General features: G+C 35.1%; 23 protein-coding genes and 2 tRNA genes. 19 read left to right on the forward strand and 6 right to left on the reverse strand.

Going from position 1 to position 22,992, the window contains the following annotated elements:
• Window position 1 precedes the first annotated feature (1 nt).
• Complete coding sequence (locus FFX44_RS05965) at window positions 2-1,123, reverse strand: Xaa-Pro peptidase family protein (protein WP_289978866.1); 1,122 nt, start codon at window positions 1,121-1,123, stop codon at window positions 2-4.
• 267 nt (window positions 1,124-1,390) lie between these two features.
• Between FFX44_RS05965 and FFX44_RS05970 the strand changes: the two genes are divergently transcribed.
• The 3 genes from FFX44_RS05970 (at window position 1,391) to FFX44_RS05980 (ending at window position 3,912) form a co-directional block, all read left to right on the forward strand.
• Window positions 1,391-1,966, forward strand: coding sequence for a TetR/AcrR family transcriptional regulator (locus tag FFX44_RS05970; RefSeq protein WP_289978869.1), 576 nt, complete (start codon window positions 1,391-1,393; stop codon window positions 1,964-1,966).
• Between the two features lie 276 nt (window positions 1,967-2,242).
• Window positions 2,243-3,535, forward strand: a complete 1,293-nt coding sequence (locus tag FFX44_RS05975; protein ID WP_289978872.1) for an adenylosuccinate synthase — start codon at window positions 2,243-2,245, stop codon at window positions 3,533-3,535.
• 254 nt (window positions 3,536-3,789) lie between these two features.
• Entirely contained in the window at window positions 3,790-3,912 is a 123-nt protein-coding gene (locus tag FFX44_RS05980; RefSeq protein ID WP_289978876.1) for a hypothetical protein, read from the forward strand.
• A 14-nt stretch (window positions 3,913-3,926) separates the two neighbouring features.
• Here the strand turns inward: FFX44_RS05980 and FFX44_RS05985 are convergent, their stop codons facing one another.
• Window positions 3,927-4,427, reverse strand: coding sequence for an acyl-CoA thioesterase (locus tag FFX44_RS05985; RefSeq protein ID WP_289978880.1), 501 nt, complete (start codon window positions 4,425-4,427; stop codon window positions 3,927-3,929).
• A 279-nt stretch (window positions 4,428-4,706) separates the two neighbouring features.
• Between FFX44_RS05985 and FFX44_RS05990 the strand changes: the two genes are divergently transcribed.
• Window positions 4,707-4,778: transfer RNA gene (locus tag FFX44_RS05990), tRNA-Asn, on the forward strand.
• Between the two features lie 393 nt (window positions 4,779-5,171).
• Here the strand turns inward: FFX44_RS05990 and FFX44_RS05995 are convergent.
• On the reverse strand, window positions 5,172-5,669 hold the full coding sequence (locus FFX44_RS05995; protein WP_289978882.1) for a GtrA family protein: 498 nt from the start codon (window positions 5,667-5,669) through the stop codon (window positions 5,172-5,174).
• A 615-nt stretch (window positions 5,670-6,284) separates the two neighbouring features.
• Here FFX44_RS05995 and FFX44_RS06000 point away from each other — a divergent pair.
• The 10 genes from FFX44_RS06000 to FFX44_RS06045 all read left to right on the forward strand — a co-directional run bounded on the left by FFX44_RS06000 (window position 6,285) and on the right by FFX44_RS06045 (window position 15,120).
• Window positions 6,285-7,151, forward strand: coding sequence for a MurR/RpiR family transcriptional regulator (locus FFX44_RS06000; RefSeq protein WP_289978883.1), 867 nt, complete (start codon window positions 6,285-6,287; stop codon window positions 7,149-7,151).
• 243 nt (window positions 7,152-7,394) lie between these two features.
• Entirely contained in the window at window positions 7,395-7,877 is a 483-nt protein-coding gene (locus FFX44_RS06005; protein WP_289978886.1) for a PTS sugar transporter subunit IIB, read from the forward strand.
• 29 nt (window positions 7,878-7,906) lie between these two features.
• Entirely contained in the window at window positions 7,907-8,830 is a 924-nt protein-coding gene (locus FFX44_RS06010) for a PTS sugar transporter subunit IIC (RefSeq protein ID WP_289978887.1), read from the forward strand.
• On the forward strand, window positions 8,814-9,629 hold the full coding sequence (locus FFX44_RS06015; RefSeq protein WP_289978889.1) for a PTS system mannose/fructose/sorbose family transporter subunit IID: 816 nt from the start codon (window positions 8,814-8,816) through the stop codon (window positions 9,627-9,629). The genes FFX44_RS06010 and FFX44_RS06015 overlap by 17 nt, the downstream gene beginning before the upstream one ends.
• Window positions 9,630-9,661: 32 nt before the next feature.
• Window positions 9,662-10,069, forward strand: coding sequence for a PTS sugar transporter subunit IIA (locus FFX44_RS06020; RefSeq protein WP_289978890.1), 408 nt, complete (start codon window positions 9,662-9,664; stop codon window positions 10,067-10,069).
• Between the two features lie 319 nt (window positions 10,070-10,388).
• Window positions 10,389-11,279, forward strand: a complete 891-nt coding sequence (murQ, locus tag FFX44_RS06025; protein WP_289978892.1) for an N-acetylmuramic acid 6-phosphate etherase — start codon at window positions 10,389-10,391, stop codon at window positions 11,277-11,279.
• Window positions 11,280-11,290: 11 nt separating this feature from the next.
• The gene (locus FFX44_RS06030; RefSeq protein WP_289978894.1) at window positions 11,291-12,298 is read left to right on the forward strand and encodes a serine hydrolase domain-containing protein; all 1,008 of its coding nucleotides are present in this window, start codon (window positions 11,291-11,293) and stop codon (window positions 12,296-12,298) included.
• Window positions 12,299-12,314: 16 nt separating this feature from the next.
• On the forward strand, window positions 12,315-13,385 hold the full coding sequence (locus FFX44_RS06035) for a dipeptide epimerase (RefSeq protein WP_289978897.1): 1,071 nt from the start codon (window positions 12,315-12,317) through the stop codon (window positions 13,383-13,385).
• A 165-nt stretch (window positions 13,386-13,550) separates the two neighbouring features.
• A complete protein-coding gene (locus FFX44_RS06040) occupies window positions 13,551-13,805 on the forward strand; it encodes a hypothetical protein (protein WP_289978899.1) in 255 nt (84 codons plus the stop codon).
• A gap of 58 nt (window positions 13,806-13,863) precedes the next feature.
• Window positions 13,864-15,120 carry a polysaccharide biosynthesis C-terminal domain-containing protein gene (locus FFX44_RS06045; protein ID WP_289978902.1) on the forward strand — a complete coding sequence of 419 codons (1,257 nt, stop codon included), beginning with the start codon at window positions 13,864-13,866 and terminating at the stop codon, window positions 15,118-15,120.
• A gap of 378 nt (window positions 15,121-15,498) precedes the next feature.
• On the opposite strand, the gene FFX44_RS06050 is transcribed toward FFX44_RS06045, so the two are convergent.
• The 3 genes from FFX44_RS06050 to FFX44_RS06060 all read right to left on the reverse strand — a co-directional run bounded on the left by FFX44_RS06050 (window position 15,499) and on the right by FFX44_RS06060 (window position 17,062).
• Window positions 15,499-15,571 (reverse strand) — tRNA-Lys (locus FFX44_RS06050).
• 88 nt (window positions 15,572-15,659) lie between these two features.
• Window positions 15,660-16,211 carry an ECF transporter S component gene (locus FFX44_RS06055; RefSeq protein ID WP_289978904.1) on the reverse strand — a complete coding sequence of 184 codons (552 nt, stop codon included), beginning with the start codon at window positions 16,209-16,211 and terminating at the stop codon, window positions 15,660-15,662.
• A gap of 11 nt (window positions 16,212-16,222) precedes the next feature.
• The gene (locus tag FFX44_RS06060; protein ID WP_289978907.1) at window positions 16,223-17,062 is read right to left on the reverse strand and encodes a pyridoxamine kinase; all 840 of its coding nucleotides are present in this window, start codon (window positions 17,060-17,062) and stop codon (window positions 16,223-16,225) included.
• 205 nt (window positions 17,063-17,267) lie between these two features.
• Here FFX44_RS06060 and yycF point away from each other — a divergent pair, with 205 nt between their 5' ends.
• Genes yycF through FFX44_RS06085 form a run of 5 tightly spaced genes read left to right on the forward strand, consistent with a single transcriptional unit; the run spans window position 17,268 to window position 22,886 of the window.
• Complete coding sequence (gene yycF / locus FFX44_RS06065) at window positions 17,268-17,978, forward strand: response regulator YycF (protein WP_289978909.1); 711 nt, start codon at window positions 17,268-17,270, stop codon at window positions 17,976-17,978.
• Between the two features lie 23 nt (window positions 17,979-18,001).
• A complete protein-coding gene (walK, locus tag FFX44_RS06070; protein WP_289978911.1) occupies window positions 18,002-19,861 on the forward strand; it encodes a cell wall metabolism sensor histidine kinase WalK in 1,860 nt (619 codons plus the stop codon).
• Complete coding sequence (gene yycH / locus FFX44_RS06075; RefSeq protein ID WP_289978912.1) at window positions 19,851-21,203, forward strand: two-component system activity regulator YycH; 1,353 nt, start codon at window positions 19,851-19,853, stop codon at window positions 21,201-21,203. Before walK ends, yycH begins: the two co-directional genes overlap by 11 nt.
• A gap of 19 nt (window positions 21,204-21,222) precedes the next feature.
• Window positions 21,223-22,032: a two-component system regulatory protein YycI gene (locus FFX44_RS06080; protein WP_289978915.1), complete on the forward strand. Its 810-nt coding sequence runs from the start codon at window positions 21,223-21,225 to the stop codon at window positions 22,030-22,032.
• 35 nt (window positions 22,033-22,067) lie between these two features.
• Window positions 22,068-22,886, forward strand: coding sequence for an MBL fold metallo-hydrolase (locus FFX44_RS06085; RefSeq protein ID WP_289978917.1), 819 nt, complete (start codon window positions 22,068-22,070; stop codon window positions 22,884-22,886).
• Window positions 22,887-22,992 lie beyond the last annotated feature (106 nt).

A 22,992-nucleotide genomic window follows, 5' to 3' on the forward strand; every position in this document is an offset into this window, starting at 1 on the left:
TTTATTTTAGAATTAACTCTGATAAAGTGGTAGGCGCCTGTGTCATTAGGCGATACCCATCTTTTGTAATTACTGCTGTATCCGAATGTCGATAGCCCCCCTGATTTTGGAAATAAATTGCTGGTTCAACAGAAACAACCATATTTTTCTGTAGAATAGAATCATTCCCCAGTGAAAGCGTTGGCCACTCATGATTATTTAATCCGATACCATGACCTGGGCGATGTAAAATATTGTCTGATAGTCCTTGCTCTGCAAAATATGCATCAACAACTTTTTCAATATCACTTGCCTTATTTCCTGGTTTTAAATTATTAAGGAAAATACTTCTGGCTGTCATCATTTGTGTGAAGCGTGTTTGCTGCTCCGTAGTAGGTTCCACTGTAAAAAAGGTACGCTCACACTCAGATGCATATCCTTGTAATACAAAGAGCGCAATATCAATATTAGGACCAGCTCCAATTGTCGCATTAAGATCTGGAATACTATGGGGCATAAAACTATATTCTGCTGGCCAAACAGCATTAATAGTTCGATTTTCCAAGCTAAAATGTTTGGTCATTTCCTCGGCACCCACTTGCATAGCAAGCCTATAAGTATCTGCAATTTTAGTTCCTGTTTTCGCAATTCTTAATGTCTGTTTTACGACTCTGCTACAAATATCAGCTACATATTGCAATTTATCCAATTCATATTCGCTTTTAATCATACGCTGATTTTGCACAATGAACTTAACTATCCAATTAATTTCTGAAGTAAAATGAGTCATTAATAATTGGCTATTACCCTCAATTCCAACATGAGAAAGTTTTTTCAGATGTTTAATTAATACCTCGTACCAGTTATCAGCAGGCTTTGAAGTTACATCGAAGTAATTATCTAAGTCATAGTCAAAGTATGGTACTGTGAAATGGTCCACTTCGAGTTTAGGAACAACAAATAAAGGTTTTTTATCAGGGTACATAATCAATATAAATGGCCGTTGTTCTGGTTTATAACTAATGTTAGTGAAGTACCAGATATCTTCTTGATCAGTTATGACATATGCTTCTAGGTGCGCTGCTCGTAATTTATTTTGTAATATCGAAATTCTTTGTTGTAATTCTGTGGTTAAAGAATTCATTTTGTTGTCCTCCTGTAATATATTATAATTTATATGGCACTTTTCTTATGAACTTTGACGTAATAATAACGGCGTTTGTATGAAAAAACAACTGACAAAGTAAAGTCAAGGGTAGCTTTTCATACTCTTTATAGTCTTTAGTACGATAATATCTATGTGATTAAAAGACAGATGGTTTATTTTCATTAAACAGTTCATAATTATTGTTATGAGTTAGAAGATCATTAAAATAAACTATGCTATCCAATTTTACGGAAGGAAGAAGCTATGTATAATTCTGATAAACGCATTATTAAAACTGAACGGCTAATAAAAAGCACGTTCATTGATTTGTTAATCCAAAAAGACTGTTCAAAAATAACAATTAAAGAAATTTGTAATAAGGCACTGATAAGCAAATCAACGTTCTATGCTCATTATGAAGACAAATACACTTTACTTCAGGCACTAATCGATGAATATGCTGAGCAATTCGAGCTAGAAGTCCATAAACGGCTTAATCTTGTCAGTACAAAGGATGATAATGCACTACAGATACTTACACACATTACACAAAGTGTGTCTGCACACAATCAACAATTATCTGTTCTATTGAAAGAATCTAAAGGGGATGATTGCCTTGAAAGTAAACTACGAAATATTTTAATCAATGAAGCATCAACATATCTAGCAGCTAATCATGAAAATAAAAAGTTTTCTAATGAATTTTTAGCAAAAATTTATACAGAAATTACGTTAGCCTCACTGTCTTTTATTTTAATGAACCATGATAACTTAGACCTATTAGAACAACAAGCCCACTTTATTGATGTATTACAACGAACAATGCTTGCAAATGTCTAAAGTGAGATTACTTGTTTGAATTATCAAACGGCAATTTTTGGATTTATATATTTAAGAAGGAAATCTAATTAGGATTATGCAAAAAAAGAATTATTACAACCTAAAAAGTCCCTAAGTTAAATATCCAAATTCCAAAGTTCGGTATTAATGTAATCAGTAAAGTATAATATTAATAATATTCGGAATTTACTTGAAATGTAGGGCTTCTACTGATACAATTATCGAGGTTGATGGTACACAAGTAAGATATTCAAATCATTTTATGAGGTGAAAAAAATGTCATCAGTAGTTGTTGTAGGTAGTCAGTGGGGCGATGAAGGAAAAGGAAAGATTACAGATTTTCTGAGTCGTAATGCAGAAGTTATAGCAAGATACCAAGGCGGGGATAATGCAGGTCATACGATTGTTTTCAATGGTGAAACATATAAATTGCGGTTGATTCCATCAGGGATATTCTATGAGTCAAAAATTAGTGTGATAGGTAATGGTGTTGTATTAAATCCTAAGTCATTGATTGAAGAATTAGGATATTTAAAAGAACGTGGAATTTCAACGTCTAATTTGCGTATTTCTGATCGTGCACATGTTATCTTACCTTACCATATTCTTTTGGATGGTTTGCAGGAAAAGGCAAAGAAGGATCAAAAGATAGGGACAACAAATAAGGGAATTGGTCCAGCTTATATGGATAAAGCAGCACGTGTAGGCATTCGGGTCGCCGATCTCTTGGATAAAGAAATCTTTGAGGAAAAATTGCGGCATAATCTTGAAGAAAAGAATCGAGAATTTGTTAAGTTTTATGAAGTTGAACCTTTAAAGTTTGAAGATATATTTGAAGAATATTATGAATATGGACAACAATTTAAAGATAGTGTTACTGATACATCGGTTGTCTTGAATGATGCTTTAGACAGTGGAAAGCGTGTATTGTTTGAAGGTGCGCAAGGAGTGATGCTAGATATTGATCAGGGCACATATCCATTTGTAACATCCTCAAATCCTGTTGCTGGTGGAGTAACAATCGGTAGTGGAGTTGGTCCTTCAAAGATTGATAAAGTTGTCGGAGTGTGCAAGGCATATACTTCTCGTGTCGGTGATGGTCCATTTCCGACAGAGCTAGTTAATGATACTGGTGACTTTATTCGTGAAGCTGGGCATGAGTATGGGACTGTTACAAAGAGGCCTCGTAGGATCGGATGGTTTGATAGCGTTGTAATGCGGCATGCCAAACGTGTGTCGGGATTAACTAATCTTTGTTTGAACTGTGTTGATGTTTTGACGGGGTTGGATGAGGTAAAAATTTGTACAGCATATGAACTAGATGGAAAACGGATTTATCATTATCCAGCGAGCTTGAAACAATTAGCCCAGTGCAAGCCAGTATATGAAACATTGCCAGGGTGGAGCGAGGATATTACACATTGTAAGCGACTTGAAGATCTACCTGAAAATGTAAGAAAATATATTCACCGTATTGAAGAATTAGTTGGTGTAAAAATTTCAACTTTTTCAGTTGGACCAGATCGTGAACAAACAAATGTATTAGATAATATTTGGGCAAAGATATAATTTAAAGTAAATAGATAGATTAATAAAAAAGCAAAAGCCTTGAGTGCAGATAAAACACTGCCATAGGCTGTTGTTTTTTATTTTGTTGATGAATTCTATAAGCTGAGTTTTGAAGATTAATTATCAACTACTTATACTAGATAAAAAGCAGTTAAAATTATTTTAGAAGGTAATACTTTGTTCTCGTTTTTTTGTTTTAAACGGTATAGAATATTAAGAGTGGTGAATATCAGGTTGATTGAGAGGTCATAGAAATGTTTTATAAAGTTGATACAGAGTCGGCAGTTAAAGAAGTAATGAAACAACGAGCTTGTACATATGAAGAGGCTGTCGCTTTCCTAATTCAAGTCGTAAAGAAGCAAGAATTAGATGTTTGATATTTTTGTTTTGGCTAATCTAGTGAAAGAGAAGCAGTGATTGTTTCAAAAGCGCGTGAATTTTTTTTGTATTCAGCACGGCGCTGAGAGTATGAATTACAAAGCGTAATTTCCTCCGGAGATTGCGGTATGAGGGTGGGGAGATTTATTTCTTTATTAGCAAGAACAAATGTTAAAAAGGAAGTCGCTGCTAAGAAGCGTTCACCAGAATTTAGATGCTCGCCGATGATTTTAGCAAAAACTTCAATTGAACTGTTTCCAACACCGCTTACATAGCTTTTGATAGTCAAGGCATCATCTAGTTTTAATGGAGCAATAAAGTTGAATTGGTTGATGGCGGCAGTGACTGTACTACTGTGGGCAGTCCTTGCAGCTGATATTGATGCCGTACCATCAAGAAGCTCAAGAAGACGGCCTCCAAAGACAGTTTTGTGCTCATTTAAATCATTTGTTAAGATACGGTGCTCCGTTATTGTAGTAGTCTGAGAACAGTATATGGAAGATTTGTTAGTCAATGAAATAACCTCTTTTAATTTAATATAATAACATCTTCACTCAATTTAGAAAATAATTCAAGAGCGTAATAACTAAGAAATTGTATTTGCTGGTCAAGCGTTGAGGTAGTGTTTGTAGATTTCAGTTTTTGGATAGGAACTAACAATAAATGTGTGTATAGTACAACCTTTATTTTGAAAGATAATTAGTCTTTGTCTAACGAAAATTTAATTTTTTGGCAAAAATATATTTACTTCTTAAGTAGAATATGATATAAATGTATACATGTTAATAATTATTGCTCAGTAGTTCAGTGGTAGAATAATTGACTGTTAATCAAGAGGTCGTAGGTTCGAATCCTACCTGAGCAGCTAACTTAAAGTGTCTTGCTAATTTTGCAAGATGCTTTTTTTATTTAGTATGTAAAAAACGCTGTTAATAGATTACTATATTTGGAATTTATCAACGGGAAAAAGAATACGGCCATGTGCTTACTATATCAAAGTGACTTGGATTTACTTGAAGTATTGTTCCATACAAAAATGCCCCTATACTGATCTTGCTGTCTAATAGCAAGCAGTACAGGAGCAAGTTCAGTTCTTCAGAGCAAGGATTGCAGTATGACACTGTCACTAACTAACGATTGAATCACTACTGGATAGATATGTTCATAAGCACAAAGTCTACCTTGGAGCTTATGAATAATCGACCAAGGGATATCAGTCATAAACGAGCAATATGACTTTGTTCCACTGTAAAAGAGTTTAGATGCTATCTTCACTAGTTATTTTTTTAAAAATGACTAGTTTTGAAAGAAAGTAGTTTCCTATAACAGCAAAACCGTGACCGACAATTTTAGTAATGACTTCATGAAATCCAAACACTGATATTCCCAACCATAGAATTAGTGTTTCAATTAAAAAAGTTAAGATTCTAGTGCCATAAAATTTATTCATATCTTTCATTGTATGTTCTGACTTATGTTTGAATACCAGTACTTTATCAAACCAAAAAGAAAATTGTACGCTTATAAACCAAGCAATAAAATTGGATATCTGATATTCTATTTCCAATGAGTGTGCAAGTAAATAAAATATAGATATATTAATTAGAACGGTTATAACACCCCATACAATATAACGGTGTGCCTCTTCTCTATCCTGTTTCTTAACAGTAGTTATTTCTTCTTCTTTTTCTAATACTATTTGATCTAATGCTTTTTTATAGTCATTTTCATTTTCCGGATAAGCTAATTTTTTCATGTTTTCCTCCCAAATAAATTTTAAATACTGACTCTTATACTTGGTAACCCATACTACAGAATGATTTAATTCAATGGTTAACAATATTCATGTTTTAATACATCGTATTGTATGGATATTTTTTATGAATGTTGTATTTGTTATGGTAGTAAGTGCTGCTGTATAAGGAACGCAAATTTTATTTTAAAATGCCATGTTTGAATAGCAAAACAAGGCTAAAAACGATTTTATGTACCCAATTTCAACATATTATCTAAAATGTTTATATTTGTTGCTTTGTGCATATTACTTCGCCTGTCTTTCTGTTCCGACCTCATTATATAGCTAATAAAAAGAAAACGTTACTGATACATACGACAAAAGGCTGAATGAACTTATAAGATGTGCTAGTCTTTATAATTAGCTTTGTAAGAGTAAATAAAATTTTCGAAGGATTCATAGCACAGTAAAGCGAGCACTTGTTATTAATGTGAATATGTAATGGTGATATTTCCCGGGAAATTTAAGATTCTTGGAAATAATTGCTGAAAAAATTAAAAGTAATATAATATAAACCAAGACTAAAAGCATGTGTGATGCAGAGCCGAAAGCTAGAAATACATTGGAGATGGGATTATGATTATTGAAGATGAGATATTAAATTCTTTGTCACAACTTTCAAAATCAAAGAAAAAAGTTGCAGAATATATTTTACAAAATCCAAATAAAGTAATAAAAATGACAGTTGCACAGCTAGCTCAGGCTGCAGACTCAAGCTCTGCAACTGTTGTTAGACTTGTGAAAGATTTGAACGTAGAAAGTTTCACTGCATTAAAGGTCGAATTATCTGCAAATCTATCTAGAAGAAGTCTAGAGAATAAAAGTTATGGAGATATCTCTGCAAATGAAACGCTGGTATCAATAAAGCAAAAGCTATTGGCAAATGCTCAAAGGTCAATTAGTGAAACGATGGAACAAATTGATGAGAAAGAGATACGGGAATTCTTTAAGTTGCTGGATAAATGCAAACAAATGATTATTTTTGGTGTAGGTGCCTCTGAACTTGTAGCTGAAAATATTGCGCAGAAATGGAGTAGATTAGGATATTTAGCAGTAGCTGAGAATAATTTGAATTCACTGCTGCCAAAGTTAATCAGCAATCAAGCAGATACGCTAGTTTGGTTAGTGTCGAATTCAGGTGAGTCACCAGAAGTAATAAATGCGGCAATATATGCAAGTGAAAGAAATTTTCCACTTGTTTCTTTAACGAGAAGGGGAGCTAGCAGATTAGATAATTACGTAAAAACATGTATCCATACAGCATTTCCAAGGGAAAGCAAAAAGAGAATAGCTGCAACGAGTTCATTACTTGCACAATTTACTGCGGTCGATATTATTTTTTATTATTTTGTTAGTCGGAATTTTGATGTCAATGTTGATTTGCTTAATAAGTCGTATGATATTGTTGTCAAGTATAAAGATGAGCTTAATTATCGAAGATAAAAGAACGCTTTCGCTAGATTTAGTAAAATAAAATTTCAAAAAACAATTGATTAACACACTATTCATGAAACCTTATTTCAAACAATGTTTTAAGTGATATAATTATTTTTAATAATTATTGATTTTTAGTTAATAATTATCCAAAATAATTTGTTGCCTCATTCATTTTGAGAAGTCAGGTTTTTTGTTTTGTAATTATAAACAGGGTAACAATGGAAAAATATTTGAAAGGATGAGGATTTAATGGCAATTATTGCAATAAGAATCGATGGAAGATTATTACATGGACAAGTAGCAAATATGTGGACGAATGTTGTAGGTGCAACAAGAATCATGGTAATTGATGATGAAGTTGCGAGTTCAGATGTCGCCAAGGCCGGGATTAAATTAGCAAAGCCAGCGGGGGTCAACCTGAGTATTTTAAATGAACAAAAGGCAATTAATAATATTAATGAAGGTAGATATGACTCGCAAAAGGTATTTATCCTTGTAAGGCATCCTCGTGTGTTGGTCAACATGGTACAGGAAGGTGTTCCCATAACAGCCATTAACGTGGGGAATATGTCACAGTCTGATGAAACAAAAGCGATAACAAATTCTATTAATGTTGTACAGTCAGATGTTGATGCTTTTAATGAATTACATAAGTTGGGAATAGGCATAACTGCGCAAATGGTACCAAGTGATCCTATTTTAAACTTGATGGACTTATTAAAGAAATTTTGAATAAATATTTTGGAAGAGGGTAATCAATTATGCATGGAAGTATTATGTTTTGGCAGGTTTTACTACTGACACTTTATTCAATGTATCAAATATGGGATGACCTAACGATTGTCTCTTCTCTTTCTCAGCCAGTGTGGGCTGGTTTGATTGCTGGTGCAATTATGGGTGATGTTACCAAAGGGTTAATTATTGGTGGTAGCTTACAATTGACGGTCTTAGGTGTTGGGACATTTGGTGGTTCATCGAAAATTGATGCCAATTCGGGAACGATTTTAGCTACCGCATTTTCAATTAGTGCAGGTATGAATGCCTCGACTGCAGTGGCGGCAATTGGTGTTCCAGTGGCCTCGTTAATGATTCAAACAGATATTCTAGGCCGCTTTACTAACACGTTCTTCCAGCATCGAATTGATCGATTGATTGATGAAGAAAATTATTCAGCTATTGAGCGAAATTATTTGTATGGGGTCTTCCCATGGATATTATCGCGTGGCATTCCCGTATTCTTAGCCTTACAATTTGGCGGTAACTTCGTGTCGACAGCAGTTAAGGTTTTGGATACACATCTACAATGGCTCAGCAATGGATTAGCCACAGCTGGAGCATTGTTACCAGCTGTTGGATTTGCTATTTTATTGCGGTACTTGCCAGTCAAGAAACATATTGCGTACTTAATTCTTGGATTTACATTAACTGCATTATTCAGTACGCTGTATACAAATGTTCAATCTCTGGGAACAACGATGGCTACTGTATCAAAGGGTTTTGCGGGATCATTTAATTCTGTATCAATGGTTGCGATTGCGTTAATTGGGTTAGCATTCGCAATAAATGAATACAAAAAGAATACCGATAAACAAAAACTGACAGAACTAGTAAGTTCGTATAAAAACTCATCGAAAGAAGAATTGAATAATAGTGAGGATGGTGAAATCTATGGCGATGAAGACTAATTATAAATTAACTAAAAAGGATTTTAATCAGATAAATAGACGTAACTTATTCTTCAACCAGCTGGGTTGGAACTATGAGAAAATGCAGGGTTCAGGATATCTTTTTATAATGTTGCCGCAGTTGCGCAAGTTATATGGTGATCATACGCCAGAGTTGAAAAAAGCAATGAAGACGCATAATCAGTTCTTTAATACAAACCCATCAGTAAATATGATTATACAGGGGATTGATTTAGCGATTGAATCAAAGGAGGGCGTTAAATCTTTAGAGACAGTCTCTGGATTGAAGACAGGGTTGATGGGACCATTAGCAGCTATTGGTGACTCAATCTTTGCCTCACTGCTCCCTGCAATTTTAGGTGCAATTGCCGCAAATATGGCAGTTCAGGGGAATCCTTTTGGATTGATAATATGGTTAATAGCAAACTTCATTATTATGTATATTCGCTGGGTACAATTACCGCTTGCTTATCGTGAAGGGACAACGTTAGTAACTAAAATGCAAGGACAACTGAATGCTTTGACAGATGCTGCAACTTTATTGGGTGTATATGTGGTCGGTGCACTAGTTGCAACATTGATTAACATTCAGGTTCCTTTCGTTGCTCACATTGGCAAGGTAACTGTAACTTTGCAAAATGAAATAGATATGATTTTGCCTAAGCTTGTTCCAGGTTTACTTGTTGGATTAATTTATTGGTTACTTGGACGAAAGAAAATGACATCAACTAAAGCCATTTTTATAGTTATTATTGTGGCGGTTATTTGTTCAGCTTTAGGGGTCTTAGGTAAAGGATAAGTAATTATTAGTTTGTCGAGGGAGGGAATTTTGTGAAGCTGATTTTAGCTAGTCATGGACCACTTGCTGGAGCAATTTTAGCTAGTGCAGAACTAATCATTGGAAAGATTGATAATGTTGCAGCTTTTAGTCTGACTAAAGAAATGGGACCTAAAGACTTAGATAGGGAGCTGAGCGAGGAAATTGAGAAAACAGATGATGATGATATCGTTTTAGGCTTAGACCTTTTGGGTGGAACTCCTTCAAATGTATCAGTTACACTATTGGCAAAGTATCCAAAATTAGAAGTGATCACAGGAATAAATTTACCAATGGTTATTGAATATGGTAATCAAAAAATGTTAGGACAACTTAATGTTGCACAACTGATTTCGATGGCAACCGCTGGAGTTACTAACGTTAAAGAAAAGTTAGCAGAAGACCAAAGTGACGAAGATTGAGTTAACTGTGACTGTGTATATAAAAAATTGTACGTAAGTTGTGAAATTTGGCTTATATAGTTAATTATGGAGAGGGCTGGGTCAAATAAATTTTGATCTGGCCTTCTTATTGATTTCGGACAACCGTGTTTCATAAGTCGAAATTATTCGTCTAACTTCTAATTACTTATAGTAAAGTTCTCACTATGTTCGTAATTTCTAGTTGGTACTCAAAATTTACAGATTTATGTCACACGATTCTAACTCTTTTTAAATGTATTAATTACTGTAATAGGTGCTAACTAGTATAAAATTAATTAGTGAGAAATGGTGATATTTTATGAAGATAAACGAATTAGAAACAGAATTGCGTAATCCCAGAACAATGGAGCTTGATAATTTACCTGTATTAGAGATGGTTAAACTCATGAATATGGAGAATCAAAAAGTTGCAGAAGCCGTGAAGTCTCAGAATCAAGTAATTGCACAAGTAGTTGAGGAAAGCAGTAAAAGATTTAATAAGGGTGGTAGACTAATCTATTGTGGGGCAGGAACTTCAGGGCGCCTTGGAATATTGGATGCGGTCGAGTTGGTACCAACCTATGGCTTAAAACCAAACCAAGCGATTGGTTTGATTGCTGGTGGAACACAGGCTGTATACCAAGCAGTAGAGGGTGCGGAAGATTCGATTGAATTAGCAAATCAAGATTTGAAAAAGATAAATCTCAATTCAGACGATAGCGTAATTGCAATTGCGGCGAGTGGACGAACACCGTATGCAATTGGTGCATTAGATTATGCTAATAAAATTGGTGCTTTGAGTGTAGCATTAGTTTGTGTTTCGCATAGTGAAATGGAAGAACATGCACAATATACGATTGCTCCAGTAGTTGGACCAGAAGTTGTGACGGGGTCCACAAGGATGAAAGCTGGAAGTGCACAGAAAATGGTGTTGAATACAATATCAACGGGGGTAATGGTTAAAAATGGCAAGGTGTACCAGAATTTGATGGTAAATGTTTTGCCGACTAATAAAAAATTGGTTGACCGAGCCGTTAGAATTATTGCAGAAACAACCGGATGCAGTGATGGTGATGCACGGCAAAAGTTAGAAGAAGCTAAGCAAAATGTTCCAATAGCAATCGTTATGCAAGAAAAAGATATAAGCTATAAAGATGCGCAAAAGCTCTTGGTGAAGAATGATAATAAAGTGATTGAAGCTCTAAGGTAAAGAGGAAAAAAATGAAAGACGAGAGTGTGAAATTAATTACAGAACGTATAGAAAAAGCTATAGATAGTCGATACATTTATGGAGCGTCATATGCAGTTGCTGATGAAAAAAATAAATCAGAGCTTTATTTGGGTACACAAGGAAAAGATAAGTATGAGGTTGCTATAACCAGCAAGATGATTTATGATTTAGCTTCATTAACCAAGGTTGTAGGGACAACTACTAGAATTCTGCAGTTGATTGACAGAGGTGTGATCAATCCAGAGACAGAGGTGGGTGAGATACTAGGACGATTCAAAAATCCACAATTGACGATTGCTAGTTTGTTATTGCATAATAGTGGGCTACCAGCTGATATTGTGGATACAAGATCTCTGACAAAGGAAGAACTTACAGAGAAGATAAGAGAAGCAAGCTTGGCTAATTCGCCGGGTAGTAAAATTGTTTATTCAGATTTGGGGTTCATTATTTTAGGATGGATAATTGCACAGATAGATGGAGAATTGAGCAATAGCCTGGATGAACATGTTTTTAGACCGTTGAAGATGAAAAATACAGGATATAATTTGTTAAAGAGACCGCTAGCTAATTTTGTTCCAACTGAGAATGATCCACAAAGAGGTGGGATTATTCAAGGGGATGTCCATGATTATAAAGCTTATTTATTGGGTGGTGTTAGTGGGCACGCCGGTATTTTTTCGACATTAGAAGATCTAGGTAACTTTGCTTCAATGTATATAAAGAGAGGTGTTTTCGAAGGAAAGGAAATTTTAAGTGTGCGAAGTTTTAATTTGTTAGAGCAGTATTCTAGTGGAGGACGAACACTAGGTTGGCAAACTTGGAATGATGATCCTACAAAGTTATGGCATACGGGGTTTACTGGAACTTCAATCGCACTTGATTTAAGGAACAGACGCTCATTTGTTTGTTTAACTAACAGAATCTATCCGACTAGAAAAAGAGAAGAATGGATTGAGATTCGTAAAGCAGTAACTAGGCTGTTTTATAATGAATATTAGGAGTGTGGTGGAGTTGATGCATGAAGCCAGTATCACGCAAATAGAATTTGAACTGGTCAAAGAAGACCTGCACCGACCTTTTGTGACTGCACTGCATGAAGTGAATTATGTAATTGCTGTGCGGGTAAGAATAATTCTAAAAAATGGATTTATTGGTATAGGCTCTGCTACACCAAATGATAAGGTGACAGGAGATACATTAGAAAGTATGTACCATGCGATGAGAAATGTAATTAAGCCCAAAATAATGGGTTTAAATATAGCTGACTGGAATTATATTTTACGAACTGTCAGGGAGTCAATTGCGGATAATGCTCCTGCAAAAGCTGCATTTGAAATAGCTTTATACGACTTAAGAGCGCAACTATTTGAGGTGCCACTCTCGAAGTTATTGGGAGGAAGTCCGCGAAATCTATACACAGATTATACGGTCAGTCTTGCACCACTCGATGAAATGTTAACGGAGTCATATGAATTAGTCAGTCGGGGTTTTGATGCCTTAAAAATCAAGTTGGGTGATCATGATTTTGAAGAAGATGTCCAGTTGATTTTAGACATTGCAAAAGTAATTCCGAGCTCAGTTTCAATGCGAATTGATATTAATCAGGCATGGACTGTTAGAGAAACACTAGTTGCAGTTGATACGTGGACTAAACACAGCATTAATATTGATTTTATTGAACAACCAGTCAAGGCTGATGATTACTTGGGAATGCAGCAAATTACACAGCGTTCCAAGTTACCAGTCATGGCAGACGAGAGTGTTCATACTTTTGAAGATGCACACGAATTGCTCGAAAAACATGCTTGTGATTTAGTTAATATTAAATTAATGAAGACAGGTGGGATTAGTCAAGCTGAAAAAATTAATCAATTATGCGAGACGGCTGGGGTTCAATGCATGATTGGCTGTATGATTGAGGCAAGAGAAAGTATAGCGGCTGCAGTTGCTTTTGCTACAGCACATAGAAATATTAAATATATTGATTTAGATTCGGCTTTTATGAGTAAGAGTGAGCGCAAGGGTGGTTTTGAAAATAAAAAGAATATGCTGAGGGTGACTGAAAAATATGGATTGGGATTCTAAGAGGGACAGATGTTTCATGTGAAACACTACAATAGGTGGAAGGCAACGGACTTTTTTTGTCGTCTGCTTTTTTAATTATTTATAAAGAGCATAAAAGAAACTTGTGAAATTGAAGAGAAGAGCGTTAACTAATGGTAGTGATGAAAAAAATCTTAAGGTGTAATTATGAATAAGAAATTATTAGCAGGTTCTTTTTGGCTATCTTTTGGAAGTGTATTTTCTAGGGCATTGGGTGTGCTTTATTTGATTCCATGGTTAGCCATGATGGGTTCGAAAGAAAATATTAATGCTGCACAGGCGTTGTTTAACTCAACTTATAATATATATGCGATTTTTTTATCGCTTGGAATGGCAGGATTTCCTTCAGCAATTGCGCGTAAAGTTGCAATGTATAATGGTAAGGATGAATTTACAAAATAGTCAAAAGATTTTTAAATTGGGTTTGGGTTTAATGTGTATTTCAGGAGTAGTGTGTGCATTGATTTTATATATAGCAGCCCCAATTTTTGCCAAAAATAGTCCGGTTGTTTCACAAAGAGATTCAGTGATTGCGATCAGAAGCATGATTCCAGCAATCGTAATTTTACCGGCTATGAGTGTAATTCGTGGCTGGTTTCAAGGCAATCAAGACCTTAAACCTTTTGGTATTTCTCAATTGTGGGAACAAATTTTTAGAGTTATTTTTATCTTGGCGTCCAGCTATGTTTTAATATACATATTTCATACAAGTTATGTTATGGCAGTTTATGCAAGTGTATTTGCTGCTTTTGCAGGTGCGCTGGCAAGTTATATATATTTGATTGCGCATTACAAAGCTAAATTACCGGAATATAGAATGAAGCTAAGAAATAGCAAGACTTCCACAGTAACTAATGTAAGGAAAATATTTATAGCAATTGCGTATGAATCAATTCCTTTTGTGGTTGTTGGAGCAGGAATAAATTTATGTCAAATAATTGATCAGCTGTTTTTTAAACAGATAATGCAAGGTGCTCTAGGTTTATCAGCAGAGTATACACAACAAGTATATACTGCATTTTCAGCCAACCCATCTAAATTAACTTCGGTAATCATAGCGTTAGCAGCCGCAATTGCTGGAAGTAGTCTGCCTCTGCTTGCAACAGTTAATGCAGGAGGACAAAAGAAAGATGTAAGGCGCTATCTTACAGATAATATTAATTATCTGATTTTTATTGTTTTTCCTGTTTCCACAATATTTAGTGCGTTATCATTTGAGGCAAATGGAATTTTTTTCTTCTTTAGCAAGGCTGGGGCGGAATTTTTAGCTTATAATATTTGGCAGAGCTTGATTATGGCGGTTGCGGTCAATGGACTAACGGTACTTCAAGCACTACGCTACAGTAAGAAAGCGATGTCATATCTGGTGGTAGGCTTGATAATTAAGCTTGGTCTCCAATTTCCATTAGTTTCTATATTGCAGGGTATGGGCGCTATCATGGCAACAAACATTGCCTTTGTAGTTATTTGTATATTGGTTTACAGAAAAATAAGAATAGAGTTTACCGTTAATTTTAGAGAATTCATACCTAATATTTTATTGAATGTGATTTTTCTTGTTGTTACTATAATGGCACAAATTTTTATTTCTGGTATTTATACACCGCAAACCAAAATAATGGCCTTGCTATATAGTGCGATATTTGGTGTGGGCGCAGGATTAATTTATTTTGTAATTTCAAAGAAATTTGGTTTTTGGAATAAAATTTTTAGTTGATTAATTAGCTGAACACACGTGAAAGACTTCATAGCGAATAGGGAGTCTTTTTTTTAGTAAATCGTCAAACAAATTTCAATATTTTACAAAAGTAAATTTATGTGGTGCTTTCCAATCAAACGTTTTTTTGGACGAAAACTCAGCACACATAAAAAGGCGTGTACCATAAAAGTGAGAACTTTGACTTGCGAAACACGTTTATTTAATAAATAGAGACTGAAACAAAATTTATTTGACCTAGCCCCCTGCTTGTCGTCAGAAGATATTTTGTAGTTCTCTATTTTTATTAGTTATTCAGATTGAATATAAATATATAAAACAAAAAACCAGCAACAACGCTATTTTACAAGCCTTCATTACTGGTTACGTACTGTCTGATGGGTGGCCAGGGGATCGAACCCTGGACCCACGGATTAAGAGTCCGTTGCTCTGCCAGCTGAGCTAGCCACCCATATATTCTTTATCAACAAGAAATATATTACCATGGGTGAGAAGAATATGCAATAGAAAATTCAAAAAATGTATAATAGCATGGTTGCTTAGTCTTTGTTAACAGCTGCAAAAGCCTTACGCAATAAGAAGTATAATATAGGTACACAGATTGCAGTCGAGATAGAGTTGATAACTGTTGCTGGAAGGCTTAAGAAAGATGCAACGATAGCCGTTTTAAATACAGTTCCAACCATTAGAGACTCAATAATTGAAGTACAGTAAGAAGTGATAATTTTCATAGCACCAGCAGTAATCGCAACAATAATAATGTTACGCTTGCTGTCATTATGATGAAGATACTTAAAAACAGCTTCAATGGTCAAACCAACTACAATTACTTCAAGAACAGTCAACCAAGATGTTAAAGCATAACCATTTAGTACATCAAAGCCGCCAAGACCGATAATTCCCGCAATAATTCCGTTTCTTGGTCCTAAAAATAAAATAGCTAAAGCGGCGAGTGTGTTTCCGAAATGAATGAATGGTCGTCCAACCATTGCAGGAATAGGTATCCTTAAGATAAAAATGCCTAAATATATAATAGCGGCAAATAAACCTGTCAGGATAATCATTCTGAGTGAGTTTTTATTTTTTTGCATTTTCTAACCTCCTAATTTAATTGTTTTAATAATACAGGCAATTCAAGTGAATAATCAAGACCAAAACGTGAATTATAGCAGTTGAATTGCATATTTTTTTGGATTGTATTGCTGATGAAGTCCATTGCAATTTTTGTGGCCGCTTTCAATGTGTTATCACGTAATAATGCACCGAGTAAGACACTTGCGAAGATGTCTCCTGTTCCAAAAAAGCTCGAACCAATTTTGGGTGTTTCGAGCTGCCATATTTCCTGGGAAATATTATCTATTCCTACAATTCCAATCTTTTCATCAGTTTTGGGAACTCCTGTTAGAAGGATTTGTTTGTTTTTGTACTTCTTATTAAGTTCAGTTGCCAGTTTGAGTGCTGCGGCTGAAGAAAGTGTAGTTGTTGTACATTCTTTACCCAGCAACAATTGTGCTTCTGTTACATTTGGAGTAATGAGATTGGCTTTTTGTACCAAGTGCTGCATTTGATGAACATAATTTGAATTAAAGCCGCGATATAATTTTCCGTGATCACCCATTACGGGATCTAAGAGTAAAAAAGAATCGGTAGCTAAGCTGTCAATGTTGTTTAGAAGAATATCGAGAGGCTTATTACCCAAATAGCCTAAATATATAGCAGAAAAAGAAAGTGGGATGGTTTCCCAGTGTGCAATAATTTTTTCCATTTCTGAACTGAGATCTAAGTAAGTGTTATTACCAAACCCTCCTGTATGTGTTGAGAGAATAGCAGTTGGCAGAATTGTGGGACTAAAGCCAAGCGCTCCCAAAATCGGTAGTGCGACAGCCATAGATACCTGTCCAGCACAGGAGAGGTCTTGTGAGATTAAGATTGTTTTTTCCATTTTAACTCCTTGTCTATGCAAATAAATTAACGATATTATAGCACGAATTAAAGTTGTGATAACATTTCTGATGCGTGTTTGGCATCAATCCAACGATAGGTTATAATATAAAGGGTTGTACCCTGTTTGATAACGGAAGCATTCCACAGAGGAACACCTAGAAATTCTAAACCACATAAAGTGGATTTAGGAAAGGAGCTTCAAAGTGAAGAAGATTTTAGTAGTTGATGATGAGAAACCAATTTCCGATATAGTTAAGTTTAATTTAACGAAGGAAGGCTTTGACGTTTATACGGCATTTGATGGACAAGAAGCCGTTGAACAAGTTGAAGAGATAATACCAGATTTAATTTTGTTAGATATTATGTTGCCCAAGATGGACGGACTAGAAGTAGCACGAGAAGTTCGTAAAAAATATGATATGCCGATTATAATGGTTACAGCTAAAGATGCAGAAATCGATAAGGTTTTAGGGCTAGAATTAGGGGCCGATGATTATGTTACGAAACCATTTTCTAATCGTGAATTAGTTGCTCGTGTTAAGGCTAACTTGAGAAGGCAGACAGCAGTTTCAGCTTCTGCACAGAATGAAGAAGAAAAGAATAATGAAATTACTATTGGTGATTTAATAATCCACCCAGAAGCGTATATGGTTTCAAAAAGAGATGAAAAAATCGAATTGACACACAGAGAGTTTGAACTACTTTATTATTTGGCTAAGCACATTGGACAAGTTATGACTAGAGAACATCTTTTACAGACTGTCTGGGGATATGATTATTTTGGAGATGTCCGAACGGTAGACGTAACGGTTCGAAGATTAAGAGAAAAAATCGAGGATAATCCTAGCCGGCCAATTTGGTTAGTGACACGACGCGGAGTGGGCTATTATCTGCGCAATCCAGAAACAGAATAAATAAGATTTTTAGTGGAGTAATAATGAATAAAAAACTACATTTTTTCCAATCCATCCATTTTAAAATAGCACTAGTTTTTGCTCTGTTATTATTGATAACATTTCAAATAGTAGGTGCTTATTTTGTGCAACAATTAAAGAAGGATAACTTGAAGTCATTCAAACAGCAGGTTGAATTATCAAGTTATATTGATAGCTCCTTAATTAGCAGTCTTTCTCGTAGTGACACGACTAAGTCTAATTCGAATATCAAGGATATATTGGAAGATGTAGATAATGCAAATATTACAAAGATTCAAGTTGTTGATACAAAAGGAACAATCCGTGGTGATAGCGATGTAAATAGTCAAGATTCGATAGGCCAAAAGACAACCGATAATGATATTAAACAAGTTTTATATAATGAACGTTCGTATGCAAAATCAGCATATGACAGAACAGACAACAAGCGTTACTATGTCTCAATTACGCCACTTTTTAGTACAACTGGAAACACCAATACATTAGTAGGTGCAGTTTATTTGCGTGCGAGTTTGGAGTCTGTATACAGTTCGATCAATAAAGTTACGCTTATTTTTGCTACTGCAGCGCTGATAGCAACTGGGCTGGGACTGATTTTAGCGATTTTTATTTCTAGTGCAATAACGCGCCCAATTGACGAGATGAAGAAACAAACGACAAGAATTGCGCGCGGGGACTATTCAGGGCAAGTCAAAATTTATGGTTCCGATGAACTAGGGCAGCTAGCACAAGCTGTTAACAACCTATCAGTCAGAGTTGAGGAAGCACAGGAATCGTCTGAAGCAGAGCGTCGGAGGTTGGACAGTGTCTTATCACACATGTCTGATGGTGTTTTAGCGACCGATCGACGTGGCAATGTTATTATAATGAATGAGATGGCTTCACAAGCACTGAATATTGATCCGAATATAGCTGATGGCCAATCAGTATTGGATATTTTGGGAATTCGGGATAAATATACATTACGTGACCTACTTGAGAATCAAGATGAAATTATCATTGACTTATCTGATGGCGATCATGATGAAATTTTGAATGCTTATTTTTCTTTAATTCAGCGAGAATCAGGGTTCATTAGCGGATTAGTCTGTGTATTACATGATATTACGGAACAACAGCGAATTGATCGTGAGCGAAGAGAATTTGTTTCGAATGTCTCACATGAGTTGCGGACACCATTGACAAGTGTACGGAGCTATATTGAAGCATTGAATGATGGAGCATGGAAAGATCCAGAAGTTGCACCTTCATTTTTGAAAGTCACCCAAGATGAGACGCAGCGGATGATAAGAATGATTAATGACTTATTGAGCCTTTCTAGAATGGATTCGGGAACATCTAAGCTCGAATTGGAACTTGTTAATTTGAATGAACTGTATAACTATATTTTGGATAGATTTGATATGATGTTGAAATCTAACGATGCACATGAAGAAGGAAAGAAAAGCTCTTCGATTAGGCGAGATTTTACCAAAAGAGAATTGTGGGTTGAAATTGATACCGATAAGTTTATGCAAGTTGTCGATAATATTATAAATAATGCTATTAAGTATTCACCTGATGGAGGGGTAATTACTTGCCGTCTTTTAGAGACCCACAATCATGTTATTTTGAGTATTTCTGATCAAGGATTGGGTATTCCTAAGAAAGATGTAGTTCATATTTTTGATCGCTTCTTCCGCGTTGATAAAGCGCGTTCACGTGCTCAAGGCGGGACTGGATTAGGACTCGCAATTTCAAAAGAAGTTATTGAAATGCATGGTGGAAAGATTTGGGTTGATAGTATTGAAGGCAAAGGTTCAACCTTCTATATTTCGCTGCCGTATGAAGAATATGAGGGGGAATTGTGGGATGAAGGTTAGAAGAATTTTATTGCATACAGGGCTGATAATTACGATTATAATCAGTATCTTGTTTTCAGCACTTATCTGGTTTAATCCTGCAATGCTACAGCATGATTCTAAGGAAACTACCGATACAGGGGAAAATACGACAAGTGTCAGCAAGAAGACTTTAAGTGACATTTTTTTGCCGTTGCAAGCCACTTATAATGTAAATGATTTGCAATATCAACTTCCAAGTTCGGAAGACTACTTGATTGGCAAAGTTTCGAAAATTATGAAGAACTGGAATAGTGGTTCAACTTCAATAAAGTCATATAAGAGTGAGACGGATTATCTAACATTTTTAAAACAAAACAATGTTTTATTGTTAAACTACAATAGTCCAATAACCGTAAAGATTTTTAACAAAGTCTTTTCACAGAAAATAAAAGGTATTCAGAATTTCAAATTTAATAGAATTATGATTCCCGTAAAAAATGGAAGCTACCTTTATCTGATGAATGATCAAACAAGGGCTGTTTGCAAGGTTGTTGTCAATAATATGAAGTCTGTAAAAAAGATACAAACATATTTGAAGAGCAATAGTCTCGAAAAAAATAAGGTAGAAATCGATTATTATCAACTCAACAATAAAATAATCAATTTCTATGTCAATTCGGTGCAGTTTCCCAAGTACAGCTATCTTTATAACAAGACAAACATCAGTTCATATGTAAGTGAGTTATTGAATCCAAGTGGACAAACCTCAATTACGACTAAATTACAAAAGAACAAGACAATCTATTTAGACGGCTCAGATAATCGACTGACATTGAATGATACAACGAGTGCAGTTCAATATGAAAACTATTCTGCTTTAGACTATTACGATGATGCAGGTAGTGGAAAAATAAGGACACAAAAATTGAATTATTACACACACTTAACAGAAAGTTTAAATCAGCTGAATAAAATTGGAGTTGCACCAGATAACCTGCGCTTTGATGAAGCCAACTCTGACGATGGAACAGTCACATATCGAAGCTATATTGCCGGATTCCCAATTATTAGTGATGATAATTATGGTACTTATAAGATTAAGCTGATGAGTACTGGTGGCAAAGAATATAATTTTTCGTTGAATAGTTTACAAGTGCCTGTGCCATCCAGCCAGTATAAGGAAAATCTACCTTCCACCTACACTGTTTTGCGAGAATTAGAGAATAAAGGGTATACGCTAAATAAAATAAAGGATATTCGAGTTGCTTATAAGTGGCAAAAAAATCAATCATCTAAGCTTGTTGTTGATATGATACCTGTTTATTATGTCTATGCAGATGGACATTGGAGCGAGCTAGAAAGTCTGTTATCTGCAAATTAACTAGAAGGGACGTGAAGATATGAACTTCAAGAGAATCGAAGCAATTTTCTTTATAGCTTTTATAGTGCTGGATATCTTTTTGTTCGTATCCTATTCACAAAAAGATGATGCTGTTATTTCGACAACAAAGTCTACAAATGAAAATTCGCTTTCCTCAGTGTTAAAGAGCATTAAGGGAGATCAGATTACTTATGGGGAACTTTCCAATAAAAAAGGGGAAGGTTTTTATATTTCGAGTTCTACTAGAAATAATCTCCAAGAAAGTATTAGTTCGCTGCAAGGTCAAACCGTATCGTATACGAATCATAAAATAGTAGGATTATTTGGAGATCCGATAAAAATCAAAAAAACTAGTAGGCCGCAAACTACACTTAATAGTATTGTTAGTGATGAAACAAAGATTGTGAAGGGGCAGAAGTATAGATATAATGAAAATCTTTCTACCAAAAATACTGTAGTTTATACTCAAATTATTCATGGAACGCCTGTTTATATGACAAACGGACAAATAAGATTTAATATAAGGAATGGTTATGTGACCGGATATTCACAGGGAGTACTTAGCGATATAGAGGTTTTGCAAGAGCGACCAATAATCAGTCAAGAAAGAGCAGTTATCTGGTTATATCAATATAACAAAATAATAAATAACAGCTCTGTTGAGTGGGTGAAGTTGGGGTATACGAAGTTACTGTCGGTTAATAACAATATTGTATATATCCCAACATGGGTAATAGCGGTTAAGAGTAACTCAACTGGTAATACGCAATACCGAAGAATAAATGCTTTTTCAGGTGCAATAATGGACGAATCAGATAGTATAAATTAAAATGAAAAGTGTTTAAAAGATAGAAGGATAGGAGTATGGATTTAGTGGCTCAAGGAAAAGATGATATGAAGATAAGTGTTTTGGCTAGCGGAAGTAGTGGAAATGTCACTTATATCGAAACTCCAAAGCGAAAGATTTTAGTTGATGCTGGATTAAGTGGTAAAAAAATTGCGAATCTAATGACATCGATTGGTAGAAATATTGCTGATGTTGATAGTTTGTTCGTTACACATGAGCATACTGATCATTGTAAAGGTGTTGGTGTCTTAGCAAGAAAATATGACTTGGATGTATATGCCAATAAGGGTACTTGGGATGCAATGTCTAATAAAATAGGTAATATCCCCAATGACCAAAAGCATTTGTTCGGGATGGGGGAAACAAAAAATTTTGTTGACCTTGATGTTGAGAGTTTTGGAGTGTCTCATGATGCTGCAGAGCCACAGTTCTATCAATTCCATCATAATGGACATTCATTTGTAATTTTAACTGATACAGGGTATGTTTCCGAACGTACTGAGGGGATCATTAAGAATGCTGATGGGTACTTGATCGAATGCAACCATGATACCGAAATGCTGCGAATGGGAGCTTACCCTTGGTCCTTAAAACAACGAATTTTGAGTGATCGTGGACATTTATCAAATGATGATGGTGCAGCAACATTGATAGATGTACTCGGTAATCGGACTAAGCAAATATATTTGGGACACTTAAGTAAGGACAATAATGTAAAGGAATTGGCACACTTAACTGTAGAATCTGCAATGAAACAACAAGATTTGGGTGTTAATGAAGATTTTGGGATCTATGATACGGATCCGGAAAAGGCAACAGGATTAGTGATAATCTAATTTCAGAAATAGTTTATTTTAAATAAACATAGTATTTATTTCACGGTTTTTTCAAAATTTATTGATAAAATGTAATAAGATGTTGGTATTCTAAACTGAGAAGGGA

This window comes from Lactobacillus sp. UCMA15818, from assembly GCF_030400225.1.
GTDB lineage: Bacteria > Bacillota > Bacilli > Lactobacillales > Lactobacillaceae > Liquorilactobacillus.